This window comes from Polynucleobacter yangtzensis, from assembly GCF_027924165.1.
Classification (GTDB): Bacteria; Pseudomonadota; Gammaproteobacteria; order Burkholderiales; family Burkholderiaceae; genus Polynucleobacter; species Polynucleobacter yangtzensis.
On record NZ_AP026973.1, the window covers coordinates 14,398 to 29,418 of the forward strand.

Consider the following 15,021-nt stretch of genomic DNA (forward strand, 5'->3'; position numbering starts at 1 on the left):
TATGGCAAAAATATTCTGTATCGCAAATCAAAAAGGTGGCGTTGGTAAGACCACGACTGCTGTTAATTTGGCCGCAGGCTTGGCAGGACTCAAACAGCGGGTTTTATTGGTTGATTTAGACCCCCAGGGCAATGCAACTATGGGGTCTGGGGTTGAAAAGGCAGATTTAAATACTAGCGTCTATCAAGTGTTGATTGGCATGGCATCTGTTAAGGAGTGTGCGCAGCGTTGCGAAAGTTCAGGCTATGACGTATTGCCAGCCAATCGCGATTTAGCTGGCGCTGAAATTGAATTAGTAGATTTAGATTTACGCGAAGTGCGATTGAAGGATGCGCTTGCGCAGGTCGCCGATGACTATGATTTTATTTTGATCGATTGCCCACCCGCTTTGTCATTGCTAACACTCAATGGATTGTGCGCAGCAAACGGCGTGATCGTTCCTATGCAATGTGAATATTTTGCGTTAGAAGGTTTGTCTGATTTGGTTAACACCATCAAACAAGTGCACGCAAATTTAAATCCGGATTTAGTCATTATTGGTTTGTTGCGCGTAATGTTTGACGCGCGCATGACATTGCAACAACAGGTCTCTGATCAGTTGCTCGAACACTTCGGCGACAAAGTTTTCAAATCTATTATTCCGCGCAATGTGCGCCTAGCAGAAGCCCCTTCCTATGGGCTTCCTGGGGTTGCTTTTGACAAGTCATCACGTGGCGCAAAAGCGTATTTAGAGTTTGGCGCTGAGATGGTTGAACGCATAAAGCAGATGTAATTTTTAAAGAGAAAATATAGAACATGGTTGCCATTAAGAAAAAAGGTTTGGGTAGAGGTCTTGAGGCCCTGCTTGGAGAAAAAACCCAACAAGCCAGCCCATCAACCGACATTAATCGCTTGCCGCTAACAGCGCTTCAAGCAGGTAAATATCAGCCACGTCAAAAAATGGAAGCGGGCGCTTTACAAGAGTTGGCAGAAAGTATTCGCGAACAAGGCGTGATGCAGCCACTGTTGGTTCGTTTAGTGGCCCCGGGCAAATATGAAATCATTGCAGGCGAAAGACGTTTTCGTGCCGCTACTATTGCCGGCTTAAAAGAGGTTCCTGTTTTAGTTTCTGGTGCAGATGATCAAGCTGCTGCAGCAATGGCCTTGGTCGAAAATATGCAGCGCGAGGACTTAAATCCTCTCGAAGAATCTCAGGGTCTGGCTCGGTTGATCGAGGAATTTGGTTTTACGCATGAGCAGGCTGCAAAAGCAGTGGGCAAATCCCGCAGTGCCATTACCAACTTACTGCGCCTTGCCCAGCTGGCAAAGCCAGTTCAGGCCATGCTGCTAGCTGGCGACATAGATATGGGCCACGCCCGTGCGCTACTCCCCCTTCCGGGCTCTAGCCAGGTTGCATTAGCTCAAAGAATCTCTGCTCAAGGCCTATCAGTCCGTGAAGCGGAAAGAATGACAGCTGCTTTGGTGATTGCTGGTGGCCAAATAGGCGACAAAAAAGCTAAAAGTAAGCCCGGTAGCCCAACAAAGAATGCCGACCCTGATATGCAGCGTTTAACCCAGGAAATAGCAGATTTGATCGGTTTGAGCACGGAATTTAAGCTCAAAGGCAAGGGTGGAGAGCTCAGAATTCGCTTTAGCCAATTCGACGAGCTAGATTCTTTGTTAAAAAAGTTGGGCGTTGAGTCATAAATAGGGGCAAAAAATGTCCCCAAATCCTTTGACATATTGCAGTGCACACATTAAACTTTCGGGGCTAAATTGATTCCTCAAAAAAATCAATTTTCCGAGGTAAATGAATGGGATGAGCCCGAAGAAGAAGCCATTCGGGTCTACAGCAAGGAAGAGATTGTTGCGTTGCAGCAGAATAATGCAGCAAAGTACCGAGCCCTTTCGCCTTGGAAGATAGTGTTGGCCCAAATGTTGATTACAGCTATCAGCATGGTGTTTTGGTCAATTTTTGGGGAGCCGGTAGGGGTAAGCCTTTATACTCAGTCGGCGTTTTTAGGTGGTTTAATTAGCGTCTTGCCTTCAACCCTGTTTTTAATCAGGTTGGAGTTGGCAAAGAAATCGCAAATATTGAATCCAGGAAGATTTTTAGCGGCATTAGTTTCAGGCGAATTTATCAAAATCGTCGTGACCTTAATGCTGTTTATTGGGATTGCGTATTTAGTCCCAGGCGTGCTTTGGGTCCCCTTATTGGTGACTTACCTGCTTGCCTTGAAGTGTGTTTGGCTGGCGTGGTTGTGGCGCTAAGTAGTGACAATTGAGATTGAAACAAAGGACTAGTTAAGAGATGTCTAGCGAAGTAAACCAAGCCCACGGGGCAGCAGAACAAATGACGCCAACAGCGTACATTTCAGAGCACTTACAAAACCTCAACAACTCAGGTGGACCACAGACGTCCATTATTGATTTCAGCATTATCAATTTAGACACTATTTTTTGGGCATCCCTCATGGGCTTGCTCGCTGTATTTATTTTGTTGATTGCAGCGCGTCGCGCAACCCCAGGTGTGCCAGGTCGTTTCCAGTGCTTCGTTGAAATGATCGTTGAAATGGCAGAGACACAATCTAAGAGTATTGTTCATGGCGATCGTTCCTACATTGCCCCGCTTGCGCTATTTGTGTTCTTTTGGATCATCTTGCTCAACACCTTGGACTTAGTGCCGGTGGATTGGGTATTAGGCGTAAATCATTTCATTGAAAGTTTTGGCGTGCACGTGCCACACCATAAAGTTGTTCCAACAACTGACCTCAATGCAACGATGGGCATGTCTATGTCCGTCTTGCTCTTAGTTTTCTTTTATAGCTTCAAAGTAAAAGGTTTTGGCGGCTTCTTGCATGAGCTCGTTTCTGCCCCGTTTGGCGCGAAGTGGTACTTGGCCCCATTCAACCTTGCTTTGAACATCATCGAATATCTTGCTAAAGGTGTTTCATTGGGAATGCGACTTTTCGGCAACATGTATGCCGGCGAGTTAGTTTTCTTGTTGATCGCATTGCTAGGTAGTGTGTGGACATTTAATTTAGATTTATCCCTGTTCGGATTGGTGGGCCATGTTATTGCTGGATCAGCTTGGGCCATCTTCCACATTTTGGTTATTTTGTTGCAAGCCTTTATTTTCATGATGTTGACCTTGGTCTACATCGGGCAAGCGCATAGCCATCACTAAGATTTTTATTTTTAACTTATCTCTTTAACTTCAGGAGTCAGCAACATGCAACAATTTCTCGCAAACATTCAAGGTTTCACAGCAATCGCTATCGGCATCATCATCGGCCTCGGCGCGATCGGTGCTTGTTTAGGTATTGCATTGATGGGCGGTAAGTACATCGAAGCTTGTGCACGTCAACCAGAATTGATGGAGCCACTCCAAACTAAGATGTTCCTTTTGGCCGGTTTGATCGACGCTGCGTTCTTGATCGGCGTTGGTGTGGCAATGTTGTTTGCTTTCGCAAACCCACTGCTCGCAGTTATTAAGTAATTGTTTTGGCGTGGATGACCAAGGGGTCATCCAACTGTTCTCAACAATACTGAAAGGAATATCGTGAATCTGAACGCGACCCTATTCGCGCAAATGATCGTTTTCTTCGTCTTATGGTGGGTTGTTGCACGCTTTGTGTGGCCACCACTTGTTAAGGCGTTAGATGAGCGTTCAAGCAAAATTGCTGATGGTTTAGCTGCTGCCGAGCGCGGTAAAGAAGCACTCGCATTAGCCAGCAATGAAGCTGAGCAAGAATTAACTAAAGCACGCCAAGAAGGTGTTCAACGTGTTGCCGAAGCTGAAAAACGTGCACAAATGTCAGCCGATGAAATTCGTGCTAATGCACAAGCTGAAGCGGCTCGAATCATTTCTCAAGCTAAGCAAGACGCAGATCAACAAGTAACGCGCGCTCGTGAAGTGCTGCGTGCTGAAGTTGCTGTTCTCGCTGTTAAAGGCGCTGAGCAAATTTTGCGTCGTGAGATTGATGCAAAAGCCCACGGCCAATTGCTTGATCAACTAAAGGCAGAACTTTGATATGGCTGATTTAGCCACTATTGCACGTCCTTATGCGGAAGCGCTTTTTCAAAGCGCCAAGCCAGCTGAGCTTGCTGGTTGTTTGGAGCAGTTAAACGAATTGGCACAGCTTGCTGCTTTGCCAGAAGTTGCTGCTTTGTCAAACAATCCAAAAGTATCCGCTGATGATTTAAGTAAGTTACTTTCTGGCATGGTTAAGACCAAGCTAGATGGCAAGGTTGCCAGCTTTTTAAATCTTGTAAATCAAAACCACCGCTTAGCAGCCGTTCCTGAAATTGCACAGCAATTTGAAGCAATGAAGAACAAGAGCGAAGGCGCAGCAGAAGTAAACATTACCAGCGCATTCCCTTTAGAGGGTTCTGCGTTAAATGATTTGTTGTCAAGTTTGAAGAAGCGCTTTGGGGGTAAAGAATTGCGCCCAACTATTCAAGTTGACCCAACATTGATTGGCGGAGTTCGCATTCAGGTTGGAGACGAAGTAATGGATAGTTCAGTTAAGGCCCAGTTAGCTCAAATGCAAGCAAGTCTTGGCGCATAAGTGATCCCTATTAAGAACATACGAAATAAGACCCAGGAGTAAGTAATGCAACTCAACCCTTCCGAGATCAGCGAGCTGATCAAAAGCCGAATTAGCGAATTGGGCGTTGACTCCCAAGTTCGCAACGAAGGCACTGTTATTTCAGTGACCGACGGTATTTGCCGCGTACATGGCTTGTCAGGCGTTATGCAGGGCGAAATGTTGGAGTTTCCAAACAACACTATCGGCCTCGCGTTAAACCTTGAGCGTGATTCTGTTGGTGCCGTAGTGTTGGGTGAATACACCCACATTAAAGAAGGCGACCCAGTTAAGTGTACTGGCCGCATTTTGGAAGTTCCAGTTGGCCCAGAGTTGCTCGGTCGCGTTGTAAACGCGCTCGGTCAACCGATTGATGGCAAAGGCCCAATCAACACTAAGTTAACTGACTTTATTGAAAAAGTTGCTCCTGGCGTTATCGCACGTCAATCTGTTAGCCAGCCAGTACAAACTGGTTTGAAGGCGATTGATGCGATGGTTCCAATTGGCCGTGGTCAGCGTGAGTTGATCATTGGCGACCGCCAAACTGGTAAGACAGCTGTTGCGGTTGATGCGATCATTAACCAAAAAGGTAAAGGCGTTTATTGCGTTTACGTGGCGATCGGTCAAAAAGCTTCTACTATTGCTAACGTTGTTCGCAAGCTCACAGAATTGGGCGCGATGGAGTACACCGTGGTTGTTGCAGCGAGTGCTTCTGAGTCTGCAGCGATGCAGTACCTCTCTGCTTACGCAGGTTGCACCATGGGCGAATACTTCCGCGATCGCGGCGAAGATGCTTTGATTGTTTACGATGACTTGACTAAGCAAGCGGTTGCTTATCGTCAAATCTCCTTGTTGCTCCGCCGCCCACCAGGCCGCGAAGCTTATCCTGGCGACGTGTTCTACCTCCACTCACGCTTGCTCGAGCGCGCTGCTCGTGTAAATGCTGAGTATGTTGAAAAGTTCACTAACGGCGCAGTAAAAGGCAAAACTGGTTCTTTAACTGCATTGCCAATTATTGAAACTCAAGCTGGCGACGTTTCTGCATTCGTTCCAACCAACGTAATTTCTATTACTGACGGTCAGATCTTCTTGGAAACCGACTTGTTTAACGCTGGTATACGTCCTGCGATTAACGCTGGTATTTCTGTATCCCGCGTTGGTGGTGCTGCACAAACTAAAGTCATTAAGAAATTGTCTGGCGGTATTCGTACTGACTTGGCGCAATATCGTGAATTGGCAGCGTTTGCTCAGTTCGCATCTGATCTTGACGAAGCAACCCGCAAGCAGCTCGAGCGTGGTCGCCGCGTTACTGAATTGTGTAAGCAAGCTCAATACAAGCCACTCCAAGTTTGGGAAATGGCCGCTTCACTCTACGCTGTGAACAACGGCTACTTCGATGACCTCGAAGTGAAGAACGTATTGGCCTTCGAAAAAGGTTTGCAAGATCATTTGAAATCTAAATATGCTGACTTAGTTGCGCGTATTGAAGAAACCAAAGACTTGAGCAAAGATGACGAAGCTGCTTTGCGCGCTGCTATTGAGGATTACAAGCGTTCTGCCTCTTTCTAAGAGGGCTCGCATAAATCATGGCAAGCACAAAAGAGATACGATCTAAGATCAAGAGCGTGCAAAACACGCGCAAGATCACGAAGGCAATGGAAATGGTCGCCGCATCCAAGATGCGTCGCGCCCAGGAGCGCATGCGTAATGCGCGCCCATATGCTGAAAAAATTCGTGAGATTGTTGCCAATCTTTCTAAAGCAAATCCTGAGTTCCGCCCTGCTTACATGGCAACTCGTGAAGTGAAGAAGGTTGGCACGATTTTGGTTACGACAGACAAAGGCTTGTGCGGCGGTTTAAATACCAACGTCTTGCGTTTGATTGCTAACCAAGTGCGCGATTTGCAAGAAAACAATATTGAGATTGCGTACACCGCAATTGGTTCAAAAGGCCTGCAATTTTTGAATCGCTCAAAAGCAAAACTCATTTCTCAAACAATTCAAATTGGCGATACGCCGCATTTGGATGTTTTGATTGGTGCGATTACCGCCCAATTGGAAGCGTTTGAGCGTGGCGAGATTGATGCTGTTTATTTGGCATATACCCGCTTTGTAAATGCAATGAAACAAGAGCCTGTTTTAGAAAAACTCTTGCCTTTGGAGGCAGAAGCTTTGACTCCAGAAGAGCAAACAGGCAATTCTTGGGATTACATCTACGAACCTGACGCAGAGTCCATTTTGAATGGCCTGCTTAAGCGTTACGTTGAAGCAATGATTTATCAGGCGGTTGCTGAAAACATGGCTTCTGAGCAGTCTGCACGTATGGTCTCAATGAAGGCCGCTTCAGATAATGCGAAGAACGTAATTGGCGAATTGCAATTGGATTACAACAAGACACGACAAGCTGCTATTACTAAAGAGTTGTCAGAGATTGTTGGCGGAGCGGCTGCGGTTTAAGCGGTCAGCGTTTAGGAATACGAAAGAATTCAGGAATTAAAAGCGGAGAAATGCGATGAGTAACGGAAATATCGTGCAGTGTATCGGTCCAGTGGTGGACATTCAGTTCCCACGCGACAAAATGCCAAACATTTATGATGCATTGACATTAGTCGAAAGCGGCGAAAAATCATTTGCTGAAAAAGGTTTGACCTTTGAAGTTCAGCAACAAATTGGTGACGGCGTAGTTCGCGCTATTGCCATGGGTGCGAGCGATGGTTTGCGCCGCGGTATGGAAGTGAAATCTACGGGCAAGCCAATTTCTGTGCCAGTTGGTCCAGCAACTTTGGGCCGCATCATGGACGTTTTGGGTCGCCCAATTGACGACGCAGGTCCGATCGCTACTGAAGAGCGTCGCGCTATTCACCAGCCAGCGCCTAAGTTTGATGAGCTCTCACCTTCTGTTGACTTGCTCGAAACCGGTATTAAGGTTATTGACTTAGTTTGCCCGTTCGCTAAAGGCGGTAAGGTTGGCTTGTTCGGTGGTGCGGGTGTTGGTAAGACCGTGAACATGATGGAATTGATTAACAACATCGCTAAGCAGCACTCAGGTTTGTCAGTGTTTGCCGGTGTTGGTGAGCGTACTCGTGAAGGTAATGACTTCTACCACGAGATGAAAGAATCTAACGTTATCGACAAAGTGGCGATGGTTTTTGGTCAGATGAACGAACCTCCAGGCAACCGTTTGCGCGTTGCGTTGACTGGTTTGACAATGGCTGAAGCATTCCGTGACGAAGGTCGTGACATTTTGTTCTTCGTTGACAATATCTACCGTTACACATTGGCCGGTACTGAAGTTTCTGCGTTGCTCGGTCGTATGCCTTCTGCTGTGGGTTACCAACCTACATTGGCTGAAGAGATGGGTAAATTGCAAGAGCGTATTACTTCTACTAAGACTGGTTCTGTTACATCTATTCAGGCCGTTTACGTTCCTGCGGATGACTTGACCGATCCGTCACCAGCTACAACCTTCTTGCACTTAGACTCCACAGTTGTGTTGTCACGTGACATCGCTGCATTGGGTATTTACCCGGCTGTTGATCCATTGGATTCAACCAGCCGTCAGCTCGACCCACAAGTGGTTGGTCAAGAGCACTATGAAGTTGCTCGTGACGTACAGATGACATTGCAGCGCTACAAAGAATTGCGCGACATTATTGCGATTTTGGGTATGGACGAATTGTCTCCAGAAGACAAATTGGCTGTATCACGTGCTCGTAAGATTCAACGTTTCTTGTCCCAGCCTTTCCACGTTGCTGAAGTGTTTACTGGTTCACCAGGCAAATACGTTCCATTGAAAGAAACTATCCGTGGTTTCAAAATGATCTGCAGCGGCGAATTGGATCACTTGCCTGAGCAAGCGTTCTATATGGTGGGTTCAATTGATGAAGCCATCGAGAAAGCCAAGAAGCTTTAATCTAGGGAAATTATGTCAACCATACGCGTCGATGTAGTAAGTGCTGAGCAGTCTATTTTCAGCGGGGAAGCCAAGTTTGTTGCGCTTCCTGGCGAAAGTGGTGAGCTCGGCATTTTGCGCGGCCACACTCCTTTGATTACACGTATTCGTCCAGGCTCAGTTCGTATTGAAAAAGCTGATGGTGACGAAGAGTTTGTTTTCGTAGCAGGTGGCTATTTAGAGGTTCAGCCAGATCACGTTACTGTATTAGCAGATACTGCTATTCGCGGTCATGATCTTGATGAAGCTAAAGCAATTGAAGCCAAGAAACGTGCCGAAGAAGCGATGCAAAATCGTGGCACTGACTTTGATTTGGCCTTGGCTCAGTCTGAGTTTGCAATGGCAGCTGCGCAGTTGGCTGCAATTGCTCGTTTCCGTCGTAAAAAGTAATAGCCGGTCATCTCCTTGCTGTTAAATGATCGGTTTTTAAAGGCCTGCCTGGGCGAAGCGGTTGACCAAACACCGCTTTGGCTCATGCGCCAAGCCGGCCGCTATCTCCCTGAATACAACGCCACACGCGCTAGAGCCGGAAGTTTTCTAGGGCTCGCAAAAAATCCTGCCTATGCTACTGAAGTAACTCTTCAGCCTTTGGATCGCTATCCATTGGATGCGGCTATTTTGTTTTCCGATATTTTGACCATTCCCGATGCAATGGGATTGGGTCTGAAATTTACGGCTGGCGAAGGCCCAAGCTTTGAGTACCCTCTTCGCACAGAAGAAGCGGTTAAGAAATTACGTGTAGCAGACATGGATCAGCTCAAATATGTTTTTGATGCTGTCTCTGAAATTCGCAAAGCATTGATGCAAGATGGTAAGCAACGCGTCCCATTGATAGGCTTCTCCGGAAGCCCATGGACATTGGCTTGCTACATGATTGATGGCTCTAGTGCTGATGATTTCCGTCATGCTAAAACCATGATGTTTAGTCGCCCTGACTTAATGCAACATATCTTGGATACCAATGCACAATCTGTTGCTGCTTATTTAATTGAGCAAGTAAAAGCAGGTGCGCAAGCACTTATGATATTTGATACCTGGGGTGGCATGCTTCCAGATGGTTGGTATCAAAAGATGTCTTTGGCGTCTATGCAAAAAGTGATTGCTATGTTGCCACGCGAGCATGATGGCAGAAAAATTCCTGTGATCATGTTTACTAAAGGTGGCGCAATTTGGCTCAATGACATGGCGCAAGTTGGTGCTGATGTGATTGCAATTGATTGGACAATGTCACTTAGTCGCGCAAGAAAACAATTGCTCGCTCTGAACAAGCCGTTGGCATTGCAAGGCAATCTAGATCCGCTAATCCTGTTCGCAGAGCCAAAACAAATCGTGGAACAAGCAAACCTTCTTCTTGAGGATTTGGCGAGCGCACCGGCCCTTAAACCCGGTTTACATCCTTTAGATGGCCATGTGTTTAATTTGGGTCACGGCATTTCTCAGTTCACCCCTCCTGAGAGCGTCACCGTACTGGCTGAAGCTGTCATCAATCGCTCTAGGGCACTCAGGGCAAAGTCGTAATACTGAGTGATCGCTAACTTGCCGCCAAAATTTTTAGCGAAAGTTATACACAGTTAGTAACAAAATTCGAAATTCAGTGAGATTGCGAATAAAGATGAAAATTCACTTTCGAATATCTCTTTAAGTCATTGATAAATATAAGAAATTACCAAAAAGCTTTAAAAGGGTGCAAAAACGGAAAGCTGATAAATTAGTTTATAAATCAGAATCCTTGGATGATATCCACAGACTTATCCACAAGCTAAATAAGAAATTAGACGTAATTCATGACCCCTCCAATCGTTGTTCAGGTCGTCGTTGACAAGCCCCTTGCCCAGGGCTTTGACTACTTGTGGGATGAGGAGTTACTAGGCAGCCCGCCAACTATTGGTGTGCTGGTAGAGGTTCCCTTTGGGCGTAGCTCGCTTGTTGGGACGGTTATTAAAGTAAGCGCTCACTCTGATTACGAGCTCGATAAATTAAAAAGTGTTTCTAGGGTTGCCCCGCTACCCCCTTTAGACCCAGCAGTTCTGCGCTTAATGAACTTTGCAAGCCAGTATTACATCCACGCTCTTGGGGAAACCATTATTCCCACCATTCCGCAGATGTGGAAAAAGCCGGATGACTGGGAAAAAATTCCAAAAAAGGTAGTTGCGGCCGAAGAAAAGCAAAAGAACAAAACCAAACAAGAAGCTGTTGAAGGATATGTCGACGAAGGCAACTTAAACGAAGGACAAAAACTCGCGTTAGAAAAATTACGAGCCTGCCCTTCGAATGAATTCAAGGCAATTCTTTTGCAAGGACAAACAGGTAGCGGAAAGACTGCGGTATTTTTAAATTGGCTCAGTGGAATTTTGAATGACGTAAATGCGCAAGCATTACTCCTGGTTCCAGAAATAAATTTAACGCCACAATTAGAGCGTAGAGTGCGCGCGTATTTCCCAGATAAAAAAATGGTTGTACTTCACAGTGGCGTTAGTGAAAAGGTCAGAGGAATTGCATGGCACGAAGCAATGACTGGCAAAGCACAAATTATTTTGGGTACACGCTTGGCAGCATTAACACCCCTGCCCAACTTATGCGCTATCGTTGTAGATGAGGAGCATGATCCATCCTATAAACAGCAAGATGGCATTCGTTATTCTGCGCGCGACCTTGCTGTTTGGCGCGCTCATGACCTTAAGGTGCCAATCTTGTTGGCATCTGCCACGCCATCGCTTGAAACATGGATGGCTGCCAAAGCGGGACGCTATGAATATATTCGCTTAGATCAACGCGCACAAGGCGCAAGCCTTCCTAAAGTACATTTGGTGAACACGCGTGATCCACAAACACAATTTAGCCCTGGCGATGTAGGGAAGCCAAAATCTAAAAGCCTAATTACTAAAACGCTCGCGCACGCGGTCAGTCAGAATTTAGAAAAACATCAGCAAAGCCTCATACTTATCAATAGACGTGGTTATGCGCCGGTGTTGAGTTGCAGCGCCTGTTCATGGCTATCTAAATGTGAGCAATGTAGTTCATATATGGTGCTTCATAAGGCTGGTGCTTTGGCCAGAAAATCAATTTTGAGTTGCCATCACTGCGGCCTGGCTAAGAGCATCCCGAATCATTGCCCTGAGTGTGGCAATGCTGATCTCAATACCCTAGGGCAAGGCACCCAAAAGATTGAAGACTCTATTGAAGAGATGTGGCCAAGCGCCAGAGTGTTGCGAGTGGATACGGATTCAAGTAGAAAGAGTAAAGGTGCTGAAGAGCTCTTTCAGGAAATACACCAGGGAAATGTTGATATCGTTGTTGGTACCCAGATGATCGCCAAAGGGCACGATTACCAAAATATTGGTTTGGTTGCCGTATTGGATGCCGATAGCAGATTGTTTTCACAGGACTTTAGAGCTGCAGAAAGATTGTTTGCGCAACTAGTCCAAGTAGCTGGTCGTGCAGGAAGATCGGGTAAAGATGGAGAGATGGGTGGCGCAATTTATATCGAAACCCAATTTCCAGAGGCTGCAGTTTTTCAGTTTCTACTACGTCATGATGTCGATGGATTTTTATCCTATACGGCAAATGAAAGAAAAGAAGCTGGCTTGCCTCCATTTGCGTATCAGGCATTAGTCCATGCCGAGGCCAAAACTCTTGATAAGGCAATCCAGTTTTTGAGTGCTTTGAAGGGCTATTTAAAGTCTAGCGACCTTATAGCTAAAGGTCTCAGAGTTTACGACCCCGTTCCCAAGGCGATGATGCGAGTGGCAGGTTTAGAGCGTGCTCAGCTCCTGGTAGAGTCCGATGATCGTAAAAATCTACAAGAAATTTTAGAGGCGATGGACCGCTACTTGCGGGAGAATTCTCAGGGGCGCATTAGCAAGGAAGGCCGCATTCGTTGGTTAATTGAGCGCGACCCAATTTCTATCTAATGTTTAAGCCCCCGGGCCTGCGTTATATGTTTCTAAAGTTAAGAGCCGGCTTAAATCAGAGGCAAGACTGTCATCAGATGTAGGTTTGATTTTAAAAAGCCACACACCATAAGGTTTTTCATTTACGAGCTCAGGTGATGCATCTACCTCCTCATTAAGCGCAACAATTTCACCACTCACTGGAGCATGAATATCGCTCGCTGCTTTTACCGATTCAATCACTGCAATGGCTTCGCCCTGCTTTACTTGTTGACCAAGCTTTGGTGCCTGAAAGAACATGACATCACCAAGAGCCTCTTGGGCGTGGTTGCTAATGCCAACCCAGATTAGGCCATCATCTTCCTGATCGGCCCATTCGTGGGTTTCTGCAAATTTAAAAGTATCTTGGCTGTTCATTGTTTTATCCTTTGGGTGCATTTTATGCCCACTCTCATAAAATGTTTATCCATCAAATTATGAATTTAGCTACTGTAGATATATGCCAATCAAATTAGGAATTATTCCTGTTACCCCTTATGAACAAAATTGCTCCATCTTGGTTTGCCAAGAGACTGGAGATGCTGCGGTGGTGGATCCGGGTGGTGATATTGAGAAGATCCTCGAAGGCGTTAAGCAGATGGGCGGAAACGTAAAAAAGATCTTACTAACTCATGGGCATCTTGATCATTGCGCAGCTGCTAAAGACTTGGCTGATCAGCTGGGCGTACCTATTGAGGGGCCGCAGGAAGATGAGCGATTTTGGATTGATCAATTACCAGAGCAAACAGTGCGCTTTGGTTTTGGACACACCAAAGTTTTTGAGCCTGATCGTTGGTTGAATAATGGCGACCATGTAAAAGTTGGCAATGTTGATTTGGAAGTGTTTCATTGTCCAGGACACACTCCAGGTCACGTAGTTTTTTTTGACAAAGAAGATCGTTTGGCAATTGTTGGCGATGTCTTATTCGCTGGCTCAATTGGCAGGACAGACTTTCCGCGAGGCAACCATGCAGATTTAATTCATGCGATTAAAACTAAATTGTGGCCCTTGGGGGATGATGTTCAGTTTGTGCCGGGCCATGGACCAATGTCGACATTTGGTCAGGAGCGAAAAACGAATCCCTATGTCGGGGATCGCACTTAAAACTTTTTACTACTGGTGATATTAGGTTTTTGCTGAACCGGTACGATGTGTACGGTTGTATAAACAGCTCGCGCAAATCCAGCGTTGTTTACGATTGCTTGTTGGAATCCATGTGCCACCCTCAAGTCGTTTTTCACGGCTGCAAGAAGAGCAAAATTTAAGGCTCTGAGAGGTTTCTTGGGTAGCTGCTGGAGTCGAGGTAGTCATGGGCAATCCGGGTAAGGCAAATCTATACAGAAGATCTATTTTACCCGTTTTGTCCCACTGGAGCTGGGCTGAGCACAACTCGGACTGAATCAGCCGTTTTATTGCCGTCAAAGTCTAGCCAAGCCTTGTTTTCAAAGTCATAAAGCTTGCACTTGCGCGCAGTATCGAAATACCAGCCCCAAGAGAACTTTTGTACAAAAATACGCTCTGGAAGGATGGTTTCAAGAGTCTGCTGGGCTTCTGGCAGGCGATAAAGCGGTACGCTCATGTCCACATGGTGCGCTGTGTGCTCCATGATGTGGTGCATCAATTTGCCCCAAATCCAGTTAAAGGTCAGATGAACAGTAGTTGAGACGAATGGCTGAGCACGTAACCACTCAGATTTTTTGTCGTACCAAGAGACTTTTGGATGGGTATGGTGTACGTAGACCACAAAACCAATCATGCCGTTCCAGAATAAGAATGGAACTGCGAAGCCAGTGATTAAACCAATCCAAATAGATTGACCAGTTGCAATGGCGCCAGCAATTAAACAAGCAATCCAAACAATCGCAAAGGCGGTAACGAGCAAATTATCTTTTAGGAAAATTGGGCGATCACCAGGTTTGTTTTTTGCATTTGGGAAGTACTCGCGTCTCCACCAAATTTCAATTAAGTAATAGAAAACAGGGCCCCAGCCGCTACGATAAAGGCGCTCTAAAGCCTTACGCCATGCGGGAAGCGCGTCGTATTCTGATTTTGATAAAGGCGCCCAAACGAAGTCAAAGCCCTTCAGATTTGTTTGTCCGTGATGCACAACGTTATGACCAACATCCCACAAGCTATACGGTGTGAGTGAAGGCAAGAAAGCAATGCGACCCAATACTTTGTTAAGTTCGCGATTAGGGGTGTAGCTTTGGTGGCATGCATCATGACCCAATATAAAGATGCGTCCTGTTACAAACCCTGCGATTACACCAAAAACGATTTTTAGCAGAATGTTTTCAACAAATATGGTTCCAGCGATACAGCCAAGCCATAAAAGGGCATCTACTACTAGGAGCATGATTGCGCGCCCCGTCTCGCCTTGTGCCATTGGAATTAACCAGCTTCGAATGATTTTTCGATGCGGTAATGGTGCCTCTGGCGGCAACGGGTTGGTCAAAGAAGGCTCTGAAAGGGCGGAATTTAGATGTGTAGACACGATAAGAATCAATAAGTTAGGTGCAAATGATAGCGGTTTTCACAATTTTTCGCATGATGTAAGTCAAAAACCCCTTTG

17 protein-coding genes are annotated in these 15,021 nt (G+C 46.0%); 14 read left to right on the top strand and 3 right to left on the bottom strand.

Going from position 1 to position 15,021, the window contains the following annotated elements:
• Position 1: 1 nt before the first annotated feature.
• From QMF28_RS00070 to priA, 13 genes are all read left to right on the top strand, one after another.
• Positions 2-772 (top strand): ParA family protein, encoded by a 771-nt coding sequence (locus QMF28_RS00070; RefSeq protein WP_068320049.1) that lies wholly within the window; start codon positions 2-4, stop codon positions 770-772.
• Positions 773-795: 23 nt separating this feature from the next.
• Entirely contained in the window at positions 796-1,686 is an 891-nt protein-coding gene (locus tag QMF28_RS00075; RefSeq protein ID WP_068320051.1) for a ParB/RepB/Spo0J family partition protein, read from the top strand.
• Between the two features lie 69 nt (positions 1,687-1,755).
• Positions 1,756-2,250, top strand: a complete 495-nt coding sequence (locus tag QMF28_RS00080; RefSeq protein ID WP_281742525.1) for an ATP synthase subunit I — start codon at positions 1,756-1,758, stop codon at positions 2,248-2,250.
• Between the two features lie 40 nt (positions 2,251-2,290).
• Positions 2,291-3,166 carry a F0F1 ATP synthase subunit A gene (gene atpB, locus QMF28_RS00085; protein WP_068320055.1) on the top strand — a complete coding sequence of 292 codons (876 nt, stop codon included), beginning with the start codon at positions 2,291-2,293 and terminating at the stop codon, positions 3,164-3,166.
• 45 nt (positions 3,167-3,211) lie between these two features.
• Positions 3,212-3,478, top strand: coding sequence for a F0F1 ATP synthase subunit C (gene atpE / locus QMF28_RS00090; RefSeq protein WP_012357116.1), 267 nt, complete (start codon positions 3,212-3,214; stop codon positions 3,476-3,478).
• Between the two features lie 63 nt (positions 3,479-3,541).
• Positions 3,542-4,012, top strand: coding sequence for a F0F1 ATP synthase subunit B (locus QMF28_RS00095; protein WP_068320057.1), 471 nt, complete (start codon positions 3,542-3,544; stop codon positions 4,010-4,012).
• A 1-nt stretch (position 4,013) separates the two neighbouring features.
• Positions 4,014-4,550, top strand: coding sequence for a F0F1 ATP synthase subunit delta (locus QMF28_RS00100; RefSeq protein ID WP_068320059.1), 537 nt, complete (start codon positions 4,014-4,016; stop codon positions 4,548-4,550).
• A gap of 45 nt (positions 4,551-4,595) precedes the next feature.
• Positions 4,596-6,137: a F0F1 ATP synthase subunit alpha gene (atpA, locus tag QMF28_RS00105; protein WP_068320061.1), complete on the top strand. Its 1,542-nt coding sequence runs from the start codon at positions 4,596-4,598 to the stop codon at positions 6,135-6,137.
• Positions 6,138-6,154: 17 nt separating this feature from the next.
• Complete coding sequence (gene atpG / locus QMF28_RS00110; protein ID WP_068320063.1) at positions 6,155-7,024, top strand: F0F1 ATP synthase subunit gamma; 870 nt, start codon at positions 6,155-6,157, stop codon at positions 7,022-7,024.
• A 55-nt stretch (positions 7,025-7,079) separates the two neighbouring features.
• Positions 7,080-8,480 carry a F0F1 ATP synthase subunit beta gene (gene atpD / locus QMF28_RS00115; RefSeq protein ID WP_011901874.1) on the top strand — a complete coding sequence of 467 codons (1,401 nt, stop codon included), beginning with the start codon at positions 7,080-7,082 and terminating at the stop codon, positions 8,478-8,480.
• Positions 8,481-8,492: 12 nt separating this feature from the next.
• On the top strand, positions 8,493-8,909 hold the full coding sequence (locus QMF28_RS00120; protein WP_068320066.1) for a F0F1 ATP synthase subunit epsilon: 417 nt from the start codon (positions 8,493-8,495) through the stop codon (positions 8,907-8,909).
• Positions 8,910-8,918: 9 nt separating this feature from the next.
• Positions 8,919-10,037, top strand: a complete 1,119-nt coding sequence (gene hemE / locus QMF28_RS00125; RefSeq protein ID WP_281743685.1) for a uroporphyrinogen decarboxylase — start codon at positions 8,919-8,921, stop codon at positions 10,035-10,037.
• 266 nt (positions 10,038-10,303) lie between these two features.
• Positions 10,304-12,430: a replication restart helicase PriA gene (gene priA, locus QMF28_RS00130; protein ID WP_281742532.1), complete on the top strand. Its 2,127-nt coding sequence runs from the start codon at positions 10,304-10,306 to the stop codon at positions 12,428-12,430.
• Between the two features lie 3 nt (positions 12,431-12,433).
• Here the strand turns inward: priA and gcvH are convergent, their stop codons facing one another.
• Positions 12,434-12,826 (bottom strand): glycine cleavage system protein GcvH, encoded by a 393-nt coding sequence (gcvH, locus tag QMF28_RS00135; RefSeq protein ID WP_281742534.1) that lies wholly within the window; start codon positions 12,824-12,826, stop codon positions 12,434-12,436.
• A gap of 88 nt (positions 12,827-12,914) precedes the next feature.
• On the opposite strand from gcvH, the gene QMF28_RS00140 reads away from it, so the two are divergent.
• Positions 12,915-13,553, top strand: coding sequence for an MBL fold metallo-hydrolase (locus QMF28_RS00140; protein ID WP_281743686.1), 639 nt, complete (start codon positions 12,915-12,917; stop codon positions 13,551-13,553).
• Positions 13,554-13,574: 21 nt separating this feature from the next.
• Here the strand turns inward: QMF28_RS00140 and QMF28_RS00145 are convergent, their stop codons facing one another.
• Entirely contained in the window at positions 13,575-13,760 is a 186-nt protein-coding gene (locus tag QMF28_RS00145) for a hypothetical protein (protein ID WP_041396810.1), read from the bottom strand.
• Between the two features lie 40 nt (positions 13,761-13,800).
• Positions 13,801-14,943 carry a fatty acid desaturase gene (locus QMF28_RS00150; protein ID WP_281742536.1) on the bottom strand — a complete coding sequence of 381 codons (1,143 nt, stop codon included), beginning with the start codon at positions 14,941-14,943 and terminating at the stop codon, positions 13,801-13,803.
• Between the last annotated feature and the right edge of the window lie 78 nt (positions 14,944-15,021).

Excerpts from the sequence above, each read along its gene's own strand:
- QMF28_RS00070 (WP_068320049.1), top strand. The coding sequence starts at position 2 with ATGGCAAAAATATTCTGTATCGCAAATCAAAAAGGTGGCGTTGGTAAG.
- QMF28_RS00075 (WP_068320051.1), top strand. The coding sequence starts at position 796 with ATGGTTGCCATTAAGAAAAAAGGTTTGGGTAGAGGTCTTGAGGCCCTG.
- atpB (WP_068320055.1), top strand. The coding sequence starts at position 2,291 with ATGTCTAGCGAAGTAAACCAAGCCCACGGGGCAGCAGAACAAATGACG.
- atpE (WP_012357116.1), top strand. The coding sequence starts at position 3,212 with ATGCAACAATTTCTCGCAAACATTCAAGGTTTCACAGCAATCGCTATC.
- QMF28_RS00100 (WP_068320059.1), top strand. The coding sequence starts at position 4,014 with ATGGCTGATTTAGCCACTATTGCACGTCCTTATGCGGAAGCGCTTTTT.
- atpA (WP_068320061.1), top strand. The coding sequence starts at position 4,596 with ATGCAACTCAACCCTTCCGAGATCAGCGAGCTGATCAAAAGCCGAATT.
- atpG (WP_068320063.1), top strand. The coding sequence starts at position 6,155 with ATGGCAAGCACAAAAGAGATACGATCTAAGATCAAGAGCGTGCAAAAC.
- atpD (WP_011901874.1), top strand. The coding sequence starts at position 7,080 with ATGAGTAACGGAAATATCGTGCAGTGTATCGGTCCAGTGGTGGACATT.
- QMF28_RS00120 (WP_068320066.1), top strand. The coding sequence starts at position 8,493 with ATGTCAACCATACGCGTCGATGTAGTAAGTGCTGAGCAGTCTATTTTC.
- priA (WP_281742532.1), top strand. The coding sequence starts at position 10,304 with ATGACCCCTCCAATCGTTGTTCAGGTCGTCGTTGACAAGCCCCTTGCC.
- gcvH (WP_281742534.1), bottom strand. The coding sequence starts at position 12,826 with ATGAACAGCCAAGATACTTTTAAATTTGCAGAAACCCACGAATGGGCC.
- QMF28_RS00145 (WP_041396810.1), bottom strand. The coding sequence starts at position 13,760 with ATGACTACCTCGACTCCAGCAGCTACCCAAGAAACCTCTCAGAGCCTT.